17 protein-coding genes are annotated in these 18,268 nt (G+C 70.8%); 4 read left to right on the top strand and 13 right to left on the bottom strand.

The annotated features are described in order from the left end of the window. Positions 1 to 6 precede the first annotated feature (6 nt). Positions 7 to 1,194 carry an SGNH/GDSL hydrolase family protein gene (locus ACWEPL_RS29105; protein ID WP_452438019.1) on the bottom strand — a complete coding sequence of 396 codons (1,188 nt, stop codon included), beginning with the start codon at positions 1,192 to 1,194 and terminating at the stop codon, positions 7 to 9. 148 nt (positions 1,195 to 1,342) lie between these two features. Here ACWEPL_RS29105 and ACWEPL_RS29100 point away from each other — a divergent pair, with 148 nt between their 5' ends. Beyond that, positions 1,343 to 2,266: a TIGR03619 family F420-dependent LLM class oxidoreductase gene (locus ACWEPL_RS29100; RefSeq protein WP_452438018.1), complete on the top strand. Its 924-nt coding sequence runs from the start codon at positions 1,343 to 1,345 to the stop codon at positions 2,264 to 2,266. Positions 2,267 to 2,276: 10 nt separating this feature from the next. Here ACWEPL_RS29100 and ACWEPL_RS29095 read toward each other — a convergent pair whose 3' ends face one another. The 9 genes from ACWEPL_RS29095 to ACWEPL_RS29055 form a co-directional block, all read right to left on the bottom strand. Further along, positions 2,277 to 2,648 (bottom strand): winged helix-turn-helix transcriptional regulator, encoded by a 372-nt coding sequence (locus ACWEPL_RS29095; RefSeq protein ID WP_363982253.1) that lies wholly within the window; start codon positions 2,646 to 2,648, stop codon positions 2,277 to 2,279. Between the two features lie 98 nt (positions 2,649 to 2,746). Continuing rightward, complete coding sequence (locus tag ACWEPL_RS29090) at positions 2,747 to 2,974, bottom strand: hypothetical protein (RefSeq protein ID WP_452438017.1); 228 nt, start codon at positions 2,972 to 2,974, stop codon at positions 2,747 to 2,749. 349 nt (positions 2,975 to 3,323) lie between these two features. Continuing rightward, positions 3,324 to 4,016, bottom strand: coding sequence for a TetR/AcrR family transcriptional regulator (locus ACWEPL_RS29085; protein WP_363982260.1), 693 nt, complete (start codon positions 4,014 to 4,016; stop codon positions 3,324 to 3,326). Between the two features lie 7 nt (positions 4,017 to 4,023). Continuing rightward, complete coding sequence (locus tag ACWEPL_RS29080) at positions 4,024 to 5,229, bottom strand: cytochrome P450 (RefSeq protein ID WP_363982263.1); 1,206 nt, start codon at positions 5,227 to 5,229, stop codon at positions 4,024 to 4,026. Between the two features lie 365 nt (positions 5,230 to 5,594). Next, a complete protein-coding gene (locus ACWEPL_RS29075) occupies positions 5,595 to 7,103 on the bottom strand; it encodes a glycoside hydrolase family 43 protein (protein ID WP_452438016.1) in 1,509 nt (502 codons plus the stop codon). Then, on the bottom strand, positions 7,100 to 9,376 hold the full coding sequence (locus ACWEPL_RS29070; protein WP_452438015.1) for a glycoside hydrolase family 3 N-terminal domain-containing protein: 2,277 nt from the start codon (positions 9,374 to 9,376) through the stop codon (positions 7,100 to 7,102). The genes ACWEPL_RS29075 and ACWEPL_RS29070 overlap by 4 nt, the downstream gene beginning before the upstream one ends. 20 nt (positions 9,377 to 9,396) lie before the next feature. After that, entirely contained in the window at positions 9,397 to 10,227 is an 831-nt protein-coding gene (locus tag ACWEPL_RS29065; RefSeq protein ID WP_452438014.1) for a carbohydrate ABC transporter permease, read from the bottom strand. After that, a complete protein-coding gene (locus tag ACWEPL_RS29060; protein ID WP_452438013.1) occupies positions 10,227 to 11,174 on the bottom strand; it encodes a carbohydrate ABC transporter permease in 948 nt (315 codons plus the stop codon). The genes ACWEPL_RS29065 and ACWEPL_RS29060 overlap by 1 nt, the downstream gene beginning before the upstream one ends. Before the next feature lie 7 nt (positions 11,175 to 11,181). Continuing rightward, positions 11,182 to 12,465 (bottom strand): ABC transporter substrate-binding protein, encoded by a 1,284-nt coding sequence (locus ACWEPL_RS29055; RefSeq protein ID WP_452438012.1) that lies wholly within the window; start codon positions 12,463 to 12,465, stop codon positions 11,182 to 11,184. 278 nt (positions 12,466 to 12,743) lie between these two features. Here ACWEPL_RS29055 and ACWEPL_RS29050 point away from each other — a divergent pair, with 278 nt between their 5' ends. Beyond that, on the top strand, positions 12,744 to 13,775 hold the full coding sequence (locus ACWEPL_RS29050; RefSeq protein ID WP_363982280.1) for a LacI family DNA-binding transcriptional regulator: 1,032 nt from the start codon (positions 12,744 to 12,746) through the stop codon (positions 13,773 to 13,775). 36 nt (positions 13,776 to 13,811) lie between these two features. Here the strand turns inward: ACWEPL_RS29050 and ACWEPL_RS29045 are convergent, their stop codons facing one another. Next, positions 13,812 to 14,474, bottom strand: coding sequence for a dioxygenase family protein (locus ACWEPL_RS29045; protein WP_452438060.1), 663 nt, complete (start codon positions 14,472 to 14,474; stop codon positions 13,812 to 13,814). Between the two features lie 216 nt (positions 14,475 to 14,690). Beyond that, the gene (locus ACWEPL_RS29040; protein WP_452438011.1) at positions 14,691 to 15,236 is read right to left on the bottom strand and encodes a MarR family winged helix-turn-helix transcriptional regulator; all 546 of its coding nucleotides are present in this window, start codon (positions 15,234 to 15,236) and stop codon (positions 14,691 to 14,693) included. 122 nt (positions 15,237 to 15,358) lie between these two features. Here ACWEPL_RS29040 and ACWEPL_RS29035 point away from each other — a divergent pair, with 122 nt between their 5' ends. Next, positions 15,359 to 15,733, top strand: a complete 375-nt coding sequence (locus tag ACWEPL_RS29035) for a DoxX family protein (RefSeq protein ID WP_452438010.1) — start codon at positions 15,359 to 15,361, stop codon at positions 15,731 to 15,733. Between the two features lie 15 nt (positions 15,734 to 15,748). Here ACWEPL_RS29035 and ACWEPL_RS29030 read toward each other — a convergent pair whose 3' ends face one another. Beyond that, the gene (locus tag ACWEPL_RS29030) at positions 15,749 to 16,783 is read right to left on the bottom strand and encodes a LacI family DNA-binding transcriptional regulator (RefSeq protein ID WP_350740890.1); all 1,035 of its coding nucleotides are present in this window, start codon (positions 16,781 to 16,783) and stop codon (positions 15,749 to 15,751) included. 232 nt (positions 16,784 to 17,015) lie between these two features. Between ACWEPL_RS29030 and ACWEPL_RS29025 the strand changes: the two genes are divergently transcribed. Beyond that, positions 17,016 to 18,268: ABC transporter substrate-binding protein (locus tag ACWEPL_RS29025; RefSeq protein WP_452438009.1), on the top strand; the 1,253-nt coding region annotated here is incomplete at its 3' end.

Raw genomic sequence — 18,268 nt, 5'->3', positions numbered from 1 at the left:
CCCGCGCTACCGGTGCAGCAACCGCGCGGGCACCGCGTCCGCGAGCGCCTTGTAGCCCGTCGGGTTCAGGTGCAGATGGTCGCCCACGTCGAAGATCGCGAGCATCCGCCGGGGATCGGCCGGGTCCCGCAGCGCCCGGTCGAAGTCGATCACCGCGTCGAACGCGCCACTCGTGCGGATCCAGTCGTTGACCGTCTGCCGGGCCGCCTCGCGGTAGCCCTGGGCGTCGTCGTAGAAACTGCCGCCGAAGGGCGTGATCGTGGCCCCGTACACCCGGATGTCCTGCGCGTGAGCGCGCGCGACGATCTGGTCGTAGGCGGCGATCAGCTCGTCGGCGATCCTCTTCTGGGCCTCCTGGGTGGCGTCCGCGGTGCCGATGTCGTTGACGCCCTCGAAGAGGATCAGCCACTTCACGCCGCTCTGCGCGAGCACGTCGCGGTCGAGGCGGGCCAGGACGTTGGGACCCAGCCCGTCGTTGAGCACGCGGTTGCCGCCCGCCGCCTGGTTGGCGAAGGCGGCGCCCGCGGTGCGGCGGTCGGCCTGCAGGCGGTCGAAGAGCTGGTCGGGCCAGCGGTCGTTCTGGTTGGTGGTGGAGCCCCTGCCGTCGGTCAGCGAGTCGCCGACCAGGGCCAGCGTCGCCGTGGCGGGCTTGGCCCAGACCTCGAGGCCGCTGAGGAAGTACCAGTGGTCGACGGGGGTGGCGCCGGTGAGGTCCGCCGCGTCGGCCTGGTTGCCCCTGGCGAGGTAGGAGGTGGTCCGGGAGCCGGGGTGCGAGGTGACGGCGGTGGAGGCCTGGCCATCGGCCAGGTAGAGGGTCACGGTCAGTACGGTGCCCGCGGCCAGCGTGAGGTCGAGCGGGTCGGACACGACCTGCGCCCCGACCGGAACGACCGCCGAGGGCCGGCCGAAGAACGTCACCGGGCGGACGCTCTCCGGCCGGATCGCGCTCACCCCGGCCTTCCCGCCGCCCGGGAGCGCCACGGTGACGCGGGTGACGGGCAGCGGCGCGCCGCCGAACGCGTTGGACAGGCGCAGCCGGAACCGCTGCCCGCCGACCGACACCCGCAGGGTCTGCCGTACGGTGCTGTCGGCCAGGACCAGGTTCTCCTGCGTGTACGGCGCGGGCGGCAGGTTGCCCGGCTCGGTGAGCTGCGGCATCGCCGTCCACGTGGTGACCCAGTGCCCATCGGGCATAGATCCGGCCTCCAGAAAGTTTCGGTCAAGCTTCGAACATTTCGGAGGGAAAGTATGACACGCCGCCCTCGCGCATGAAAGCGCTACAACTCCCGCAGTTCACTCATCACTACCTAGCAAACTACGAAAAATAGAGTACGCTTCGGGCATGGAACTAGGTATCGCCCTGCCCACGTCGGGCCCGCTGGCCGGCCCGGAGAACATCGGCCGCGTCGCACGCGAGGCCGAACGGCTCGGGTACGACTCGGTGTGGACCTACGAGAGGCTGCTGCGGCCCGTCGCGCCCGTCTCGATGGGCGGCGGGGAGCCGCAGCCCGTGCCCGAGGTCTACCGGCAGACCTACGAGCCGCTGGAGACGCTGAGCTACGTGGCCGCGCTCACCTCACGCGTCAAGCTCGGCACCAGCATCATCGACGCCCTGCTCCACCCGGCCGCCGTCCTGGCCAAGCGCTTCGCCACCCTCGACCAGTTCAGCGGCGGGCGGGTCGTCGCGGGGCTGGGCCAGGGGTGGATGCCGCAGGAGTTCGAGGCGGCCGGGGTGCCGATGAGCCGGATCGGGCCCGGCATGGACGAGGTCGTCGCCGCCATGCGGGCCTGCTGGGGGCCGGACCCCGTCTCGTACGACGGGAAGTTCACCCGGATCGCCGAGTCGGAGATCAACCCCAAACCGGTGCAGGCGCGGGTGCCGATCCTGCTGGGCGCGATGACGCCGGGCGGGGTGAGGCGGGCGGCCCGCATCGCCGACGGGCTCAATCCGGTGGCCGTCTCGCGTGACGCGCTGCTCGGCCTCGGCAAGGCCTTCCGGGCGGCGGTCGAGGAGTCCGGCCGCGACCCGGAGTCGGTCACCGTGGTCGCCAGGGCCAACGTGCCGATCATCGCCGAGCCGATGGGAGACGACCGGCCGTTCCTGGGCGGCTCGCCGCGCCAGATCGCCGACGACCTGGCCGGGCTCGAAGGCACCGGCGTGGACCACGTCCTGTTCGCCACGTCCGGCCGCAGCCCCGAGAGCGAGCCGGGCATCGACGAGACGCTCTCCCTCTACGCCGAGCTCATCGACCTCGCCCGGCGGTGAAGCCCGCCGGTCAGGGGGCGCACTGCTCGTGGATGTTGTTGCGGGCGGCCCAGGCGTGCAGCTCCTGGAAGGCGCCGCGCAGGTCCTCGCCGATGGGGGTGAGCCGGTAGAGGACCGCCGTGGCGGGGCCGTCGGCCAGCTGGCGCTCGACGAGGCTCGCCGCCATCAGCTCCCGCAGGCGATCCGACAGGATGCCGTCAGTGATCCCGGAGATCGACTTGGCCAGCTCGCCGAAGCGCGCGGGCCGCTGCATCAGCGCGACGAGGATCATGCCGTTCCAGCGCTTGCCGAGCACCTTGAACACGTCGACGAACTGCACGTCGCACGAGATGCCATGCGGGCTCCCGTCCGTCACGACGGTCTCGGAGAGGTGTTCAGCCATGGTGACCAGCCTACCTTCCGGTACCACCCGGAACCGGGCGTGCTATTGATTCCATAGCACACTAGCTCATTACGAGCTCAGCCCCGTGACCTGCCCTCTCACGCGCCGCCGCCGCCGAACAGCACCCAGCCGAACACGTACATGACCGACCCGAGCACGGCCAGCGCCGCCCACAGCAGCGCGGACATCAGGCCCCTGAGGTACGGGTTGCCGTGCGGCGCCGTCCGGCCGTCGGCGATCTCGGCCCAGCGGGGTTCGAGCAGCACGGTCATCCGCTCGGCGCGCGCGTTCCCGTCCGCGGTGAGGATGAAAGTCTCGCCTGGCATCTGCGGCCCCTCCCGGGAGAAGTCGGATGAGCACCCCGCCGCTCGGCGGGGGTCCGGATGCCCTGCTGGGCGTCCACGGGGCAACGTTAGGCAGGCGCACTTGTCGCGGACTTCGCGACTTCTTGGACGCGCGCCGAGCCGCGCCCAACCCGCGGCCAAGTCACGGACAAGCGCGCCGCCCAGCCTTGCCCGGTGGCCGGCCCTGGACGGCGGTCACCCCCGGACGGCGGTCAGCTCTTACCGGCTGGTCAGCGCCGGACGGAGGTCGGCCTTGGACGGGGTCAGCGCTGGACGGCGGCCAGCGCAGGTCGGCCGTCAGCGCCGGTCGGCCGTCAGCGCAGGTCGGCGGTCAGCGTGGGTCGGATCGCAGAGCGCCGAGGAGGCCGCAGACCGCCGTGACGAGGTCGTCGCCCAGCCGCCGCCAGGCCGTCGCGGCGGACGCGGCGGTGGCGTGACCGGTGGCCAGATCTCGTCCCGATGCGGTGGTGTCGCCTGCGGCCAGGTCGCGTTCCAGTTCGGCGCACATGTGCACGATGAGCACGCGGGTCATGGCCTCCCGCCGTGCGGCCCGGCCGGGATCGGGCTCGCCCGGCTCCCGCGTGGCGTCGTACAGGCGGCGCAGGGACGGCCGCTCCAGGTGGACGCTGACGGCGTACTCGCGCAGCGCGGGCTCGACGACAACCTGGGCGAGGAAGCGGCCGTACCAGGAGGGGACGCCCAGATCGACGTGGCGTTCGATGTGGGGCAGGACCACGCAGCGGATCCGGTCGCGCGGCGACATCTCACCGGGATCGCCGAGCCGGCTCATCATCGCCAGCCGGTGCACCTCCATGGCCTCGGCGTGCTCGGCCAGGATGGCCTTGACGAGTTCGTCACGGGAGGTGAAGTGATACTGCACTGCGGACTTGTTGCGCTGCCCGGCGGCTTCGCCGATCTGCCGGATCGACACCCCGGCGAAGCCTTCGGTGGCGTACAGGCGTTCCGCCGCACGCATGATCGCGCTCCTGGCGGTCACCGCGCGCGCGGACGCCTGAACGGTCATCGCGAGCTCACCATGTGACCCACACGTCCTGGAGCCCGCCCGACAGCAGCCCGGTGCGCAGCTTCAGCTCGTCGGCGCTGTCGCGCAGGCGCAGGGTGGGCAGCCTGCGGGCGAGCGTGCCGAGCACGACCTGCAGCTCCAGCCTGGCCAGCGGCTGCCCGAGGCAGTAGTGCGGGCCCGCGCCGAACGTCAGGTGCTGGTTGGCGTTGTCCCTGCGCGGGTCGAACGCGTCCGGATCGGCGAACTTGCGCGGGTCCCGGTTCGCCGCGGGCCGGCACGGGATGACGGTGCTGCCCACGCGCACCGCGGTGCCGGCGAACTCGGAGTCCTGGGTGGCGACCCTGGGGAAGCCGACCACGCTCAGCGTGCTGTCCAGCCGCAGCACCTCCTCGACGGTGCCGGGGATCAGCTCCGGGTCGTCGACGACCGCCTGGTAGCGCTCCGGCTCAGCGAGCAGCATCGCGGCCATGATGGCGATCATGTTGGACGTGGTCTCGTGCCCGGCCAGCAGCAGCGCCATCACGGTGGTGATCAGCTCTTCGTGGCTGAGCCGGCCGTCCTCGCTGTCGGAGATCTGGGTCAGCTCGCTGAGCAGGTCGTCGCCGGGGTCCGCCCGCTTCTCCTCGACGAGGGCGGAGGTGTACGCGCCGAACTCCTCGTACGTCTTCAGCACCTCCTCCTGCGTGTAGCGCGTCAGCGTCAGCATGACCTGGGACCAGTGCGCGAACTTGTCCTGGTCCTCGCTGGGGGCGCCGACGAGGGCGCAGATGACCCGCACCGGCAGCGGCAGGCCCAGCTGGACCGACAGGTTGGCGGGCGAGCCGGACTTGAGCAGGTCGTCGATGAGCTCGTCGGTCATCTGCTGCACCCGGGGGCGCCAGGACTCCATCTTGCGGATGGTGAAGGACTTGCTGAGCAGCCGCCGCCACCGCAGGTGGTCCTCGCCCTCCCGCATGCGGGTGGTGCTGCTGCGGGAGAAGATCCCGCCGTCGTCCGTCGTGGACACCCGCGCCGCGCCCTCGCCTCCGCGCTGGAAGCTGGTGTCGGTGAGCAGCGCGCGGACGTCGTCGTAGCGGGTCAGCAGCGTGGCGGCGTCGCCGCTGGGCAGCCGCACGTGGGCCACGGGGCAGCGGTCCTGCAGCTCGGCCCACTCCTTCGGCGGCTCCAGTGCCGTCGTGCGCGGGAAGGGGTAATCGGGCATGGTTTCGGTCATGACGCCCCCATTGTCGTTGACGAGTCGCCCTCAACCCTAAGGCGACTGCCTTAATAAGGGAAGCACCTTAAACGCCCGTCCCACCGCACGGGGTTGCCGTCCTTTCGGGGGGAGATGAGGGGCCACCGCACGGAGTTGCCGCCCTTCCGGGGGAGATGAGGGGCCACCGCACGGAGTTGCCGTCCCTCGGGAGGAGGGGGCCGCCACACCGGGTTGGCATCCCTCGGGGGCTCGCCGCACGAGGTTGGCGCCCCTCGGGAGGAGAGGACCCCGTACGGCGTTGCCGTCCTCCGGGGGGCGGAGGCAGCCCGCCTCCGCCGCCCATCACGCCCTGAGCCGCTCCTCCCGAAGGGTGGGCGGTCCGGTCAGTGGTCGGCGGGCTGGTAGTCGAACCAGTCGAAGCTCGCGCTCCCCTCCGTCGCGTACATCCCGATCACCCGCCCCGTGAACCCGGTGGCCACCTCGGTGGACAGGTAGCGCCCGTCCAGCTCGGCCAGGAGCGTGCCGTCCGCCGAGAAGGCGATGGTGTCCGGCCCCCGGCCGTCCACCCCCACCGGCTCGTCGGCCGGTGAGATGACGGACGGCGGCAGGATGTCGCGGGTACGGATGTCGAGAGCGAGCGTGAGCGGCCCAGGCGGCACCGGACGCTCGGCCAGGCACTGCCGGAGCGGGCCGATGCGCGCGACCACCCGCACCAGCCCCCCTTGGACCTCCAGGTCGTAGTGGTGGGCCTCGTCCATCCGGACCGACACCCCGGCCGTGCCCGCGCCCGGCTCCAGCAGGGCGGTGACGCGGCAGTCGTGGTGCTGCTGGCGGCGGCCGACGAAGGTGTGGCCGGGCCGGTCGAGGGTCGGGCCGGTGGCGTGCAGGGTCAGCCGGCCGGGCCGCTCGGTCAGCGACCAGGAGCCGTCCGGTCGGCCGCGCGGCGAGATCCAGCAGGGCCGTAGCGAGGGCTCGTCGAAGTCGTCACGGGAGGGCTCGGGCGGGAGCGGGTGCCAGGCGGCGGGCGCCGGGTGGCGTTCCTCGACGGGGCCCACGACCGGCCAGCCGTCCTCCCACCGTACGGGCGTGAGGAACGTCTCCCGCCCGAGCACCTGGTACTCGGGGGTGTAGCCGCGCGGGCGGGTGCCGAGCAGGACCATCCACCAGGTCCCGTCGGCGGCCTGAACGAGGTCGGCGTGGCCGGTGCTCTGGATGGGCCGGTCGGTGCCGCGGTGCGTCAGGATCGGGTTGACCGGGCCGGGCTCGAACGGGCCGCGCGGCGAGCGGGCGCGGGCGATCGAGACGGCGTGGCCGCGCTCGGTGCCGCCCTCGGACATGAGCAGGTACCACCAGCCGTCCACCTGGTAGAGGTGCGGCGCTTCCGGATATTTCCCGCCGGTGCCGGACCAGACCTGGTACGGCCCCTCCAGCATCCTGCCCTCGGCCGGATCGACGCGCGCCACCTGCGTGCCGGAGAAGGCGCACCAGCAGGCGCCGTCCTCGTCCCAGGTCAGGTCGGGGTCGATGCCGGGCAGGTCGATCCAGACCGGCTCGGACCAGGGGCCTTCGGGGCGTTCGGCGGTGACGATGAAGTTGCCGCCGGCCCTCACGTTGGTGGTGATCACATAGAAGCGCCCGTCGTGGTGGCGGATGGTGGGCGCGTAGATGCCGCCGGAGGCGGGCACGTCCGGCGGCAGGTTCAGTTGCGAGGGCCGGTCGAGGACGTTGCCGATCTGGCGCCAGTGCACGAGGTCGCGACTGTGGAAGATCGGCACGCCCGGGAAATACTCGAAGCTGGAGCACACCAGGTAGTAGTCCTCGCCGACCCGGCACACGCTGGGGTCCGGATGGAAGCCGGCGACGACGGGGTTGCCGTACGTACGCACGTTCACCCCTCCTTCGCGGGATCGACGACCAGCCGAATGGACGCGCTCAGCGGCAGGTCGGCGGCCGACGGCCCGGAGGACAGCACGATCTCCCCCGGTTCGACGAGCCGCCGCCCGCCGAGCCCGGTGAACGAGAACGCCTCGGCGGGCACCTCCAAGACCACCTCGCGGCTCTCCCCCGCGTCGAGGGGCACGCGGGCGAAGCCGACCAGCCACTGGACGGGCCGGGCGACCTGGGCCACCGGGTCGGTGGCGTAGACCTGCACGACCTCCTCGGCGCGCCGGTCACCGTCGTTGCGCACGGTCACCCGCACGTCGACCACGCCGTCCGTGCCGTATTCCGCCCTCGACGTCCGCATGGCCTCGTACGTGATCGCCGCGTACGACAGCCCGTGCCCGAAGGGGAAAGCCGGGGTCGGGTCGAGCACCGTGATGCCCTCCGCCTTCTGCCCCAGGGGTGGCTGGAGGTAGGTGGACGGGTTCACGAACGGCGAGTACGGGATCTGCACGGGCAACCGCCCGGACGGGTTCACCCGGCCGCTGAGCACGCCGGCGACGGCGGTCGCACCCTCGACCCCGGGGAAGAACGCCTGGACCGCGGCGGCCACCCGGTCCTGGTAGGCGCCGAGCGCGTAAGGCCGCCCCGACACCACGACCAGCACGGTCGGCGTGCCTGTGGCCAGGACCGCCTCGACCAGGTCGGCCTGGCGGCCGGGCAGCCGCAGGTCGGCCGCGTCGCAGCCCTCGCCCGACGTGCCGCCGCCGAACATCCCGGCCCGGTCGCCGACGAACAGCAGCACCAGGTCGGCCTGGGCGGCGACCTCGGCGGCCTCGGGGATCCCCGACGCGTCGTCGCCCGACACCTCGGCTCCGAGGCAGTGGCGCACGTCGGCGTGGGGGAACTCGGCCGTCAGGCCCTCCAGGATCGAGGCGACCGGCAGGCCCATGCCGCTCTCGGGGAAGCGGTCGAGCACGTGGTTGGGGAAGGAGTAGCAGCCCATGAGGGTACGCGGGTCGTCGGCGCACGGCCCGATGACCGCCAGCCGCCAGGTCACGAGCGGGTCGACGGGCAGGGCCCGGCCGGGGTTGGACAGCAGCACGATGGAACGTTCCGCGACCTCGGCGGCCAGCTCGCGGTTGCGCGCGCTGTCCAGGTCCACGTCCTCGGCGCCGTCCGGGACGAGCGGGCCGCCGTCCAGCAGGCCGAGGTCGACCTTCTGCCGGAGCACGCGGCGTACCGACTCGTCCACGAGCGCCTCGTCGACGTGGCCCGCCTTCACCTGCTCGACCAGGTTGCGGCCGTACCCGCGGGTGTCGGGGAGTTCCACGTCGATCCCGGCCGACAGCGCGATCGCGCCCGCCGCCGCGACGTCCTCGGCCACCCGGTGCATGGAGGCGAGGAACGGGACGGACCAGTAGTCCGACACCACCGTCCCCTCGAACCCCCACTCGTCCCGCAGCAGCCGCCGCATCAGGTCCGCGCTGGCGGCGGCCGGGACGCCGTCGAGGTCGGTGTAGGAGTTCATCACCGAACGCGCGCCGCCCTCGCGCAGCGCCGTCTCGAACGGCGGGAGGATCACGTCGGCGAGCTCGCGCGGGCCGATGCTGACGGGTGCGTGGTTGCGGGCCGCGCGCGAGGCCGCGTAGCCGGCGAAGTGCTTCAGGGTGGCGATGATCCCGGTGTTTTCCAGCCCGCGCACGTAGGCCGCGCCGATCTTGCCCACCAGGTACGGGTCCTCGCCCAGCGTCTCCTCGACCCGCCCCCAGCGATAGTCGCGTACGACGTCCAGCACCGGCGACAGGCCCTGGTGCACGCCCGCGTCCCGCAGATCGGCGCCGATCGCCGCCGCCATGCGCTCGACCAGACCGGGGTCGAACGTCGCCGCCCAGGCCAGCGGCGTCGGGTACGCGGTCGCCCCGAACGTCGCGAACCCGGTCAGGCACTCCTCATGGGCGATCGCGGGCACGCCGAGCCGGTTCGAGGCCACCACGCGCTCCTGCAGCTCCCGCAGCCGGGCCGCGCCCTCGGCCGCGGACAGCGGCGCGGTGCCGTACACGCGGGTGAGATGCCCGACCCCGTCGCGCAGCCGCTCCTCCAGCCCCTCCACCGCGGCGAAGCGGTCCTGCAGGGGCGCGACGTTGCCGGGGTCGTCGGTCTGGATCCACACGGAGCCGAGCTGCGCGACCTTCTCCTCCAGCGTCATCTCGGCCAGCAGGGCCTCGACGCGTTCGGCGGACGGGCGGCCGCGGTCACGCCACGGCTCATTCACGAATGTCATGACTTCCTTAATGTGAGTTCTCAGCCCTTGAAGGCGCCGTCCATGATCCCCGCCACCATCCGCCTGCCGACGAACACGAACAGCACCAGCAGCGGCAGGGTGGCCAGGAAAGAGCCCGACATGGCCAGGCCGAGGTCGACGTCGAGGCTGTTCTGCAGCGCCTTGATGGCGATCTGCGCGGTGTACATCTCGGGCGACTTCAGCACGATGAACGGCCACAGGAAGTCGTTCCACGAGGTGACGAAGCCGAGCAGCCCGAGCACGAACGCGGCCGGCCGCACCAGCGGGAACGCGATGCGCCAGAAGATCTGCCAGGTGTTCGCCCCGTCGATGCGGGCCGCCTGCAGGATCTCGTCGCTGATCGTCGTGGACAGGTGCTGGCGCATCCAGAAGATGCCGAACGCGCTGGCCAGGCCGGGCACGATGAGGGCCTGCAACGTGTCCACCCAGTCCAGGGCAGAGATGATCATGTACTGCGGGATGACCGCGAGTTGCGTGGGCACGGTCATGGTGAGCACGACGATCAGGAAGAGCACGTTGCGGCCGGGGAAGCGCAGCTTGGCGAAGGCGAACCCGGCCAGGGAGCAGAGCACCGCGTGCCCGACGGCGATCATCCCGGCCACGATCAGGCTGTTGACGATCGAGCGCACGAACGGCACGGTCGTGAACACCAGCTCGGCCAGGTGGAAGAAGTTGCCGCCCGGCGTGATCTTCGGCGGCAGCTGGGTGGCGGTCGCCGAGTCGGTCGTGGCCACCACGAACATCCAGTACAGCGGGAAGATGCAGGCGAACGCCGCCAGCCCCAGCAGGAGGTAGGTCCACCAGGGGACCCGATTGCTCTTGGAGGTCATCAGCGCTCCGGGCGGATGCGGGTGGACAGGAGGTAGTTGACCGTCGCGGCGACGATGACGAGGACGAACAGGGCCACGCCGATGGCCGCGCCGTAACCGAACTGGAACTGGCCGAAGCCCTGCTCGTACAGGAACAACGTGAGCGTCTGGCACTGCCGGATCGCCCCGCAGGTCTGCGACCGGGAGATCAGCAGCGGCTCGGTGAAGATCTGCAGCCCGCCGATCGTCGAGGTCACGACCGTGAAGACGATGACGGGACGCAGCGACGGGATGGAGATGTGGCGGAACTGCTTCCACCCGCCCGCGCCGTCCACCGACGCCGCCTCGTAGATCGCGCGCGGGATCGCCTGCAGCGAGGCCAGGTAGAGCAGGGTCGTGTAGCCGAACCAGCGCCAGGTCACCATCACGGCGATCAGCAGGTGGCTGCCCCACACCGACTGCTTGAAGTCGATGGGCTCCACGCCGACGAACCCGAGCAGCCAGTTGAGCAGGCCGTAGTCGCGGTCGAACATCTGGGCGAAGACGATCGTGGTGGCCGCCACCGAGGTGATGTACGGCACCAGCATCGACATCCGGAAGAAGACCGCCAGCCGCAGCCGCGCGTGGTTGAGCAGGTGGGCCAGGAGCAGCGCCAGGACCAGCTGCGGGACGGTGGACAGCACCCAGATGCTGATCGTGTTCTTGAGCGCGTTCCAGAACCGGGCGTCGGCGAGCAGGCGGCTGAAGTTGTCGAAGCCGATGAAGACGTGCTCGCCGATGGGGTTCCAGTCGAACAGCGCCACGTAGAACGTGAACAGCAGCGGAACCAGGCCGAAGACCGCGAAGATCAGAAAGAACGGGGCGATGTAGAAGTAAGGGGCGATGCGCTCGCCGATGCTCTGCCGCACCCGAGTCGTGAGCGCGGGCGGCGTCTCCACCGCCCGCGGCGTGCTGAGGCTCGTCGTCACGCTGATCCTACTTGCCGATGGCCGTCTTGACGTTGGCCAGCGCCGTGTCCCACGCCTTGGCCGGATCGCCCTTGCCCTGCTCGACGTTCGTGATCGCGTTCTGCAGCTCCTGGCCGATGGCGGAGCTGTCCGGGCCGATGTAGAACGGCTTGAGCCCGAGCAGCGAGTTCGTGTAGATCGCGCCGATCGGCGCGCCGGAGAAGAACTCGTCCTTCAGCCCGGTGAGCTTGGCGTCCTTGTAGACCGACGGGGTCGTGGGCAGCGAGCCGGAGTCCAAAAAGTGCGTCAGCTGGCCCTGCGGCGACTGGGTCTTGGTGATGTACTCCCAGGCCGCCTTGGCGTTCTTGGCGCCCTTGGGGATCGCCAGGTAGCTACCGCCCCAGTTGCCCGCCCCGCCGGGGATGGTGGCGACGTCCCACTTGCCCTTGGTGTCGGGGGCGTTCCTGCGGATCGCACCCAGCATCCACGACGGCGCGGAGATCACCGCGAACTGGCCCTTGCCCATGCCCGCGGTCCAGCCCTCGGTGAACGAGCCCTGCTTGGCCGTGATCCCGGCCTGCACGGCCTTGAGCGACAGGTCGAAGGCCGTCTTGACCTGCGGGCTGGTGCTGTAGACCACGTTGCCCGAGGGGTCGTAGTACTTCTGCGGTCCCTGGTTGACCGCCTGGTAGAACACGCTGGTGGCCGCGTTGTCCATGAACGCCTTGCCGGTCTTGGCGGTGTACTTCTTGCCGGTCTCGATGAAGGCGTCCCAGGTGGACCAGAGCTTGCCCACCTCCTCGCGGTCGGTCGGCAGCCCGGCCTCCTTGAACAGGTCGGCCCGGTAGGCGACGGCCATGCCGCCCACGTCCGTCGGGATGCCGATGATCTCACCGCCCTTGGCGGTGCTCGCGCTCATCACCCAGTCGAGGTAGTCGCCCTTGATCTTGTCGGCGCCGAGCTGGCGCAGGTCGTAGAAGTTCTGGGGCTGCTGGACGAACTTGGGCAGGTCGTCGCCCTGGATGAGGACGAGGTCGGGCACCTTGCCGCCGGCCAGTGCCGTGGTGAGCGCCTGCGCCGTCTCGACCGAGCTGCCCACCTCGGTGAGCTTGATCTGCCAGCCGGGGTTCTGCTTCTGGTAGTCGTCGACGGAGGCCTTCTGGTCGATCCCGGAGAACGACCAGAACTCGAACGACTTGCTGTCGCCGCCCGACGGCTGGGACGGGGTGCCGCCACCGCCGCCACCGCAGGCGGCCGTGGACAGGGCGAGGGCCGCGGCGAGCACGACCGGGGTTACGTTGCGGAGCTTCACGTCGGTCTCTTTCGGTGGGGGCCGGCGCTCAGGAGCGGAGCGCTGGGGCGATGTCGTAGTAGGCGGGCGCGGCCGTCACGCCGCGTTTGGAGACAGGTCGATGCATGCCGCGCTCCTTCGAATGGGGGGTTCGCCAGCGCGTCGGAAAGTTTCGGTCCAAGGTCCGATCGTTAAGCCCGGACTCTAGGTCGAATTCCCGAAACCCGTCAAGAACCTCCTCGTAAGACCGCCGAAACAATCGGTCCCACAATCCGAAACCCTCCCGTTAGACTGCGGCCATGACCGCCACCGAGGAGCCGTCCGCCACGCCACAGCCGCTGACCATCACGCAGCTCGCCGAGCTGGCCGGCGTGTCCACCGCGACCGTCTCCAAGGTGGTCAACGGCCGCTCCGAGGTCGCCCCCGAGACCCGCGCCCTCGTCGAGGGCCTCATCCGCCGCCACGGCTACCGCCGGCAGCGCCGGCGCGTCAACGCGTCCGCCCTGGTGGAGGTGGTGTTCCACGCTCTGGGCGGCGACTATCCGATCGAGATGATCAAGGGGGTCGACCAGGTCGCCCGCGAGCACCACCTGGCCGTGGTGATCTCCGACATGCAGCAGCGCTCCGGCCCCGGGCACGGCTGGATCGAAGGCGTGCTGAGCCGCCGCCCGGCGGGCGTGATCGCGGTGTTCTCCGGACTGACCAAGGAGCAGCGCGACCAGCTCGTCACCCGCGACATCCCCATCGTCCTGCTCGACCCGTCGGGCGATCCCGGGCCCGGCGTCCCCTCGGTCGGCGCGGGCAACTGGAGCGGCGGCCTGTCGGCCACCCGCCACCTGCTCGACCTCGGCCATCGCCGCATCGCCGTCATCACCGGGCCCGACTGGGCCCTGTCCAGCCGGGCCCGGCTCGACGGCTACCGCACCGCGCTCGACCTGGCCGGAGTGCCCGTCGACCCCGAGCTGATCGGCTCGGGCGACTTCATCATCGAGGGCGGCCTGGCCCAGGCCCACCGGCTGCTGCGCCTGCCCGACCCGCCGACCGCGATCTTCGCCTGCAACGACGGGGAGGCCGTCGGCGTCTATCGCGCCGCCTACGAGCTGGGCCTGCGCATCCCCGGTGACCTGAGCGTCGTCGGCTTCGACGACCTGCCCTCGGTGCAGTGGGCGGTCCCGCCACTGACCACGGTCCGCCAGCCGCTCACCGAGATGGCCGCCACGGCCACCACCATGCTCATGAAGCTCGCGCAGGGCGAGCCGCTGGCGCAGACCCGGGTCGAGCTGGGCACCGAGCTGATCGTCCGGGCCAGCACCGCGCCGCCGTCACGCTGACCGAAACTTTCTGGATTCTTGCCGTACGTATCGGCGCTACGCGACCGTCTGGAAGGACCGCTTGGAGAATCCGATCATGTAGCCGTCGATGATCGTCGCCACCGGCCGGTCCACCCGGCCGCTCGCCCCCAGCGTGACGAACAGCGGGATGTAGTGGTCGACGGTCGGATGCGCGTACGGCATGCCGGGCGCGCGGGTCCGGAACGCCGCCAGCTCCCCCACGTCACCCCTGGCCAGGGCGTCGGCCGCCCAGGCGTCGAAGTCGGAGGACCAGGCGGGGACGACGCCCCGGTGGAGCATCTCCGAGGTGACGAAGGGGAGCCCGTGCGTCATGAACCCCGAGCCGATCACCAGCACGCCCTCCTCCCGCAGCGGGGCCAGCCGCGCCCCGAGCTCCAGCAGCCGGTCGGGGTCGTGGGTCGGCATGCTGAGCTGCAGCACCGGGATGTCGCCGAGCGGGTACATGGCCATCAGCGGCACCCACGCCCCGTGGTCGAGGCCGCGGCTGGGGTGCTGGTGGACCGGCTCGCTGTCGGGCATCATCGCGGCCACCCGCCGGGCGAGCGCGCCGGCGTCGGGGGTGTCGTACGTCATGGCGTAGTAGCGCGGGTGGAAGCCGCCGAAGTCGTAGACCAGCGGGGTGCCGGCGGCGGGCGCGGACAGGGCCAGCGGCGCGGCCTCCCAGTGGGCGGAGACGATGAGGATGCTCCTGGGCTTGGGCAGCGACTGCGCCCAGGCGAACAGCTCGCCGATCCAGGGCCCGTCGTCGAAGAGCGGGGGCGCTCCGTGGCTGAGGTAGAGAGCGGGGAGCGGGCCGTCGGCGGGCGTCCAGGGGCGCTGGGCCCGCGCCCGGGGCAGCGCCGGGCAGGAAAGCGTCGTAGGCCCCGGCTGGGATGTCCGGGTTGAGGATGGACGTCATGAGGGCTCCCGGTTGGGGATGGGGTCGGGGTCGGGCTCCGGGCGCGCCGTGGCCGGGTGCCGGTCGAGGCAGCCGTCGCCGGGGTCGATGGCGTGGGTGATGCGGCGGCCGATCTCGCGCAGCTGCCGGATCTGCGCCTTGGTGAGGGGGTCGAAGACGAAGCCGCGTACGGCCTCGACGTGCCCGGGGGCGGTCTCGACGACCTTCTCCCAGCCCTCCCCGGTGAGGATGGCCAGGGTGTAGCGGCCGTCGTCCGGGTCCGGCGTGCGGCGCACCCAGCCGCGCTTCTCCAGCCGGTTGACGACGTGGGAGAGGCGGGAGAGCGACCCCTCCGAGATCACCGCCAGGTCGCTCATGCGCATGGTGCGTTCGGGGGTCATCGACAGCCCGGCCAGCACCTGATACTCGAAGTGGCTGATCCCGGCGTCGCGCAGCAGCTGCCCGTCCAGCGCGGCCGGCAGCTTGATCAGCACGGTGACCAGAGCCAGCCAGCTCTCCATCTCCTCGGCGGTCAGCCAGCGCGGCTCCTGAGGGTGCTCCATGTTCTCCACTCTAACTTGATGAATCAAGTGATCACGCGTCGACTCACGCTTGACGCTTCAAGTACGACGTGCGTATCTTCCGGTTGAAGCTTTAAGTCATCTCGCCATCGATCGGACTTCCGATGAACGTCGTTTTGTGGATCATCGCCGGCCTCCTCGCCCTGGCCTTCCTCGGGGCCGGGCTGATGAAGCTGTCCCAGCCGAAGGAGAAGCTGGCCACCTCCGGCCTGGCCTGGACGGAGGACTTCTCCGCTGGCGCCGTCAAGGGCATCGGCGCCCTGGAGGTCCTGGCCGGCATCGGGCTCATCCTGCCCGCGGCGCTGGGCATCGTCCCGGTGCTGACGCCGCTGGCCGCCGCCGGCCTGGTCATCGTCATGATCGGGGCCGCGGTCGTACACGTCCGCCGCAAGGAATACCAGGGGATCGTCGTCAACGCGGTGCTCCTCCTGCTGGCCGCCGTCGTGGCCTGGGGCCGCTTCGGCCCGTACTCCTTCTGACCTGACGCCCGCGCGTCAGGCGGGCGGGGCGGTGGAGCGGCGGGTCACCAGGGTGGGCGTGACGGAGAAGCGCACCGCCGTCGTGCGGCCCTCGATCCGCTCCAGCAGCAGCCGCCCCGCCGTCTTGCCCATGATGACCCCGTCCTGGTCCACGCTGGTCAGCGAGATGTGTGAAAGGGCCGCCGCGCGGGCGTTGTCGTAGCCGACCACGGAGACGTCGCCGGGGACGGCCAGCCCGGCCTCGTGAATGGCCGCGAGCGCGCCGAAGGCCGCCTGGTCGGCACCGGCGAAGATGGCCGTGGGCCGGGGCGTGCGGGCCAGCAGCTCGCATGTCCCCTGGTGGCCGCCCTCCTCGGTGTAGGCGGTGGCGGCGAGAGCGATGTGCTCGGCCAGGCCGTGCTCGGCCATCACCCGCTCGTACGTCCTGGCCCTGATGGTGTGCAGCAGCGTCACGGAGCGGACGGCCCCGACGTCCTTCTGCGTGATGTGCGCGATGCGGCGGTGGCCGAGCGCGATGAGATGCTCGACGGCGAGCTCGGCCCCCGCCTCGTCGTCGTCGAGCACGGAGTCGTAGACCGCCGAACGGTCGTGGCGGCCGAGCACGACGGTGGGCGTGTTCCTGGCCATCTCTTCGAGGCGGGCCCTGGCGATGACGGCGGCGACGACGAGGATCCCGTCCACCTGCCGGTCCACCAGGGCGTCGATGGCGCGGACCTCGGCCTCGGCGTCCCTGCCGCTGCCCTGGACGATGATGGCCTGGTAGCCGGCGCCCGCGATCTGCTCGTCGAAGCCGTCGAGGATGTCGGCGAAGAACGGGTTCCTGATGTGCGGCAGCACCACGCCGAACGTGAACGTGCGCCCCCGCATCGCCCGGGCCGCGGCCTGCGGCCGGTAGCCGAGCTCGTCGATGGCGGCCTGCACTTTGACGCGCATCGCCTCGCTGACCCCGTACGCATTGCGCAGCACCTTCGACACGGCGGTGGTGGAGACCCGGGCGTGGCTCGCCACATCGGTGATCGTCACCCGTCGCCGCCCGTCGCGCGTGACCATGTGACGCACCCCGTTCGACTCGACGCGACCCGATTGTACGAGCTCCAGGCCGGTGCCGCGATGAATAACGTTACCCATTCAAGAGATCGGATATCCAAGAGTCCACCCGCTCCACGTGGATCACGATTGGGGACCGTTCCTCAAATCGAGCCTTGACCGCCAGGCCCTGTAACGCTTACGTTAACTCGCATCGGGGGGCGTTAAAACGATTCAACGGACCCGGAGGGGCGTTGTGAAGACCTCTCACCGCGCGCTGGGAGCGGCTCTGGCCGTTCTCACGATGACGGCCCTGACCTCCTGCGGCTCAAGCTCGGGCGCCGAGCCGGCAGCCGACGGCACAGTCACCCTGAAATACCTCGTGGACAACGGCCAGGGCTCGGTCGACACGGCCAAGGCCATGACGGAAGCCTTCATGAAGGCCAATCCCAAGATCAAGATCGAGATGGAGACGCGACCGCCCGGCAGCGAGGGCGACAACATCGTCAAGACCAGGCTCTCGACGGGCGACATGACGGATGTGTTCGCGTACAACTCCGGGTCGCTGCTGCAAGCGCTCAACCCGTCGCAGACCCTGGTCGACCTGGCCGGCGACCCGGCGATCCAGAACGTCCAGAAGGACTTCCTGCCGGTGGTGAGCCAGGGCGACCACGTGTTCGGCGTGCCCTCCGGCACCGCCCTGGGCGGCGGCATCCTCTACAACCGCAAGGTCTACGAGAAGCTCGGCCTGCAGGTCCCGAAGACCTGGGACGAGTTCATGGCCAACAACGAGAAGATCAAGGCGGCCGGGATCGCGCCGGTGATCTCGACGTTCAAGGACACCTGGACCTCGCAGTTGTTCGTGCTCGGCGACTTCTACAACGTCCAGGCCGCGGTCCCGAGCTTCGCCGCCGACTACACCGCGGGCAAGGCCAAGTTCGCCACCACGCCGGCGGCGCTGGCCGGGTTCCAGCACCTGGCCGACGTCAAGGCCAAGGGCTACCTCAACGAGGGCTTCGGCTCGGCGACCGCCGACCAGGGCATGAAGATGCTGGTCGAGGGCAAGGGCGCGCACTACCCGATGCTCAGCGCCCAGGTGCCGCCGCTGGTGGACACGATGCCGCAGGCGGCCACCGACGTCGGCTTCTTCGGCATCCCCGGCACCGACCCGGCCAAGAACGGCGCCACCCTCTGGGAGCCGGGCGGCGTCTACATCCCCAAGACCACCAAGAACCTGGACGCGGCCAAGAAGTTCCTGGCCTTCGTCGCCTCGCCGGCCGCGACCGAAGCGGTCAGCAAGGTCGTGCAGCCCTCGGGGCCGTACCGGATCACGGGCGCCAAGCTGCCGGACGACGCCGTGCAGGTGGCCAAGGACCTTCAGGCGTACATCGACAAGAGCGCCACCGCGCCGGCACTGGAGTTCCTGTCCCCGGTGAAGGGCCCGTCTCTGGAGCAGATCACCGTCGCGGTCGGCTCGGGGCTGACGCCGGCCGCCGAGGGGGCGGCCCA

It is taken from the genome of Nonomuraea sp. NPDC004186, assembly GCF_053603495.1.
The sequence above is the reverse complement of the archived record's forward strand: the minus strand, read 5'-3'. Positions and strand labels throughout refer to the sequence as shown.

Bases quoted from the DNA above. Each gene is read 5' to 3' on its own strand.
- ACWEPL_RS29070 (WP_452438015.1), bottom strand. From the start codon at position 9,376: ATGACATTCGTGAATGAGCCGTGGCGTGACCGCGGCCGCCCGTCCGCC.
- ACWEPL_RS29090 (WP_452438017.1), bottom strand. From the start codon at position 2,974: ATGCCAGGCGAGACTTTCATCCTCACCGCGGACGGGAACGCGCGCGCC.
- ACWEPL_RS29050 (WP_363982280.1), top strand. From the start codon at position 12,744: ATGACCGCCACCGAGGAGCCGTCCGCCACGCCACAGCCGCTGACCATC.
- ACWEPL_RS29095 (WP_363982253.1), bottom strand. From the start codon at position 2,648: ATGGCTGAACACCTCTCCGAGACCGTCGTGACGGACGGGAGCCCGCAT.
- ACWEPL_RS29085 (WP_363982260.1), bottom strand. From the start codon at position 4,016: ATGACCGTTCAGGCGTCCGCGCGCGCGGTGACCGCCAGGAGCGCGATC.
- ACWEPL_RS29030 (WP_350740890.1), bottom strand. From the start codon at position 16,783: ATGGTCACGCGCGACGGGCGGCGACGGGTGACGATCACCGATGTGGCG.
- ACWEPL_RS29100 (WP_452438018.1), top strand. From the start codon at position 1,343: ATGGAACTAGGTATCGCCCTGCCCACGTCGGGCCCGCTGGCCGGCCCG.
- ACWEPL_RS29065 (WP_452438014.1), bottom strand. From the start codon at position 10,227: ATGACCTCCAAGAGCAATCGGGTCCCCTGGTGGACCTACCTCCTGCTG.
- ACWEPL_RS29040 (WP_452438011.1), bottom strand. From the start codon at position 15,236: ATGGAGCACCCTCAGGAGCCGCGCTGGCTGACCGCCGAGGAGATGGAG.
- ACWEPL_RS29105 (WP_452438019.1), bottom strand. From the start codon at position 1,194: ATGCCCGATGGGCACTGGGTCACCACGTGGACGGCGATGCCGCAGCTC.
- ACWEPL_RS29080 (WP_363982263.1), bottom strand. From the start codon at position 5,229: ATGACCGAAACCATGCCCGATTACCCCTTCCCGCGCACGACGGCACTG.
- ACWEPL_RS29035 (WP_452438010.1), top strand. From the start codon at position 15,359: ATGAACGTCGTTTTGTGGATCATCGCCGGCCTCCTCGCCCTGGCCTTC.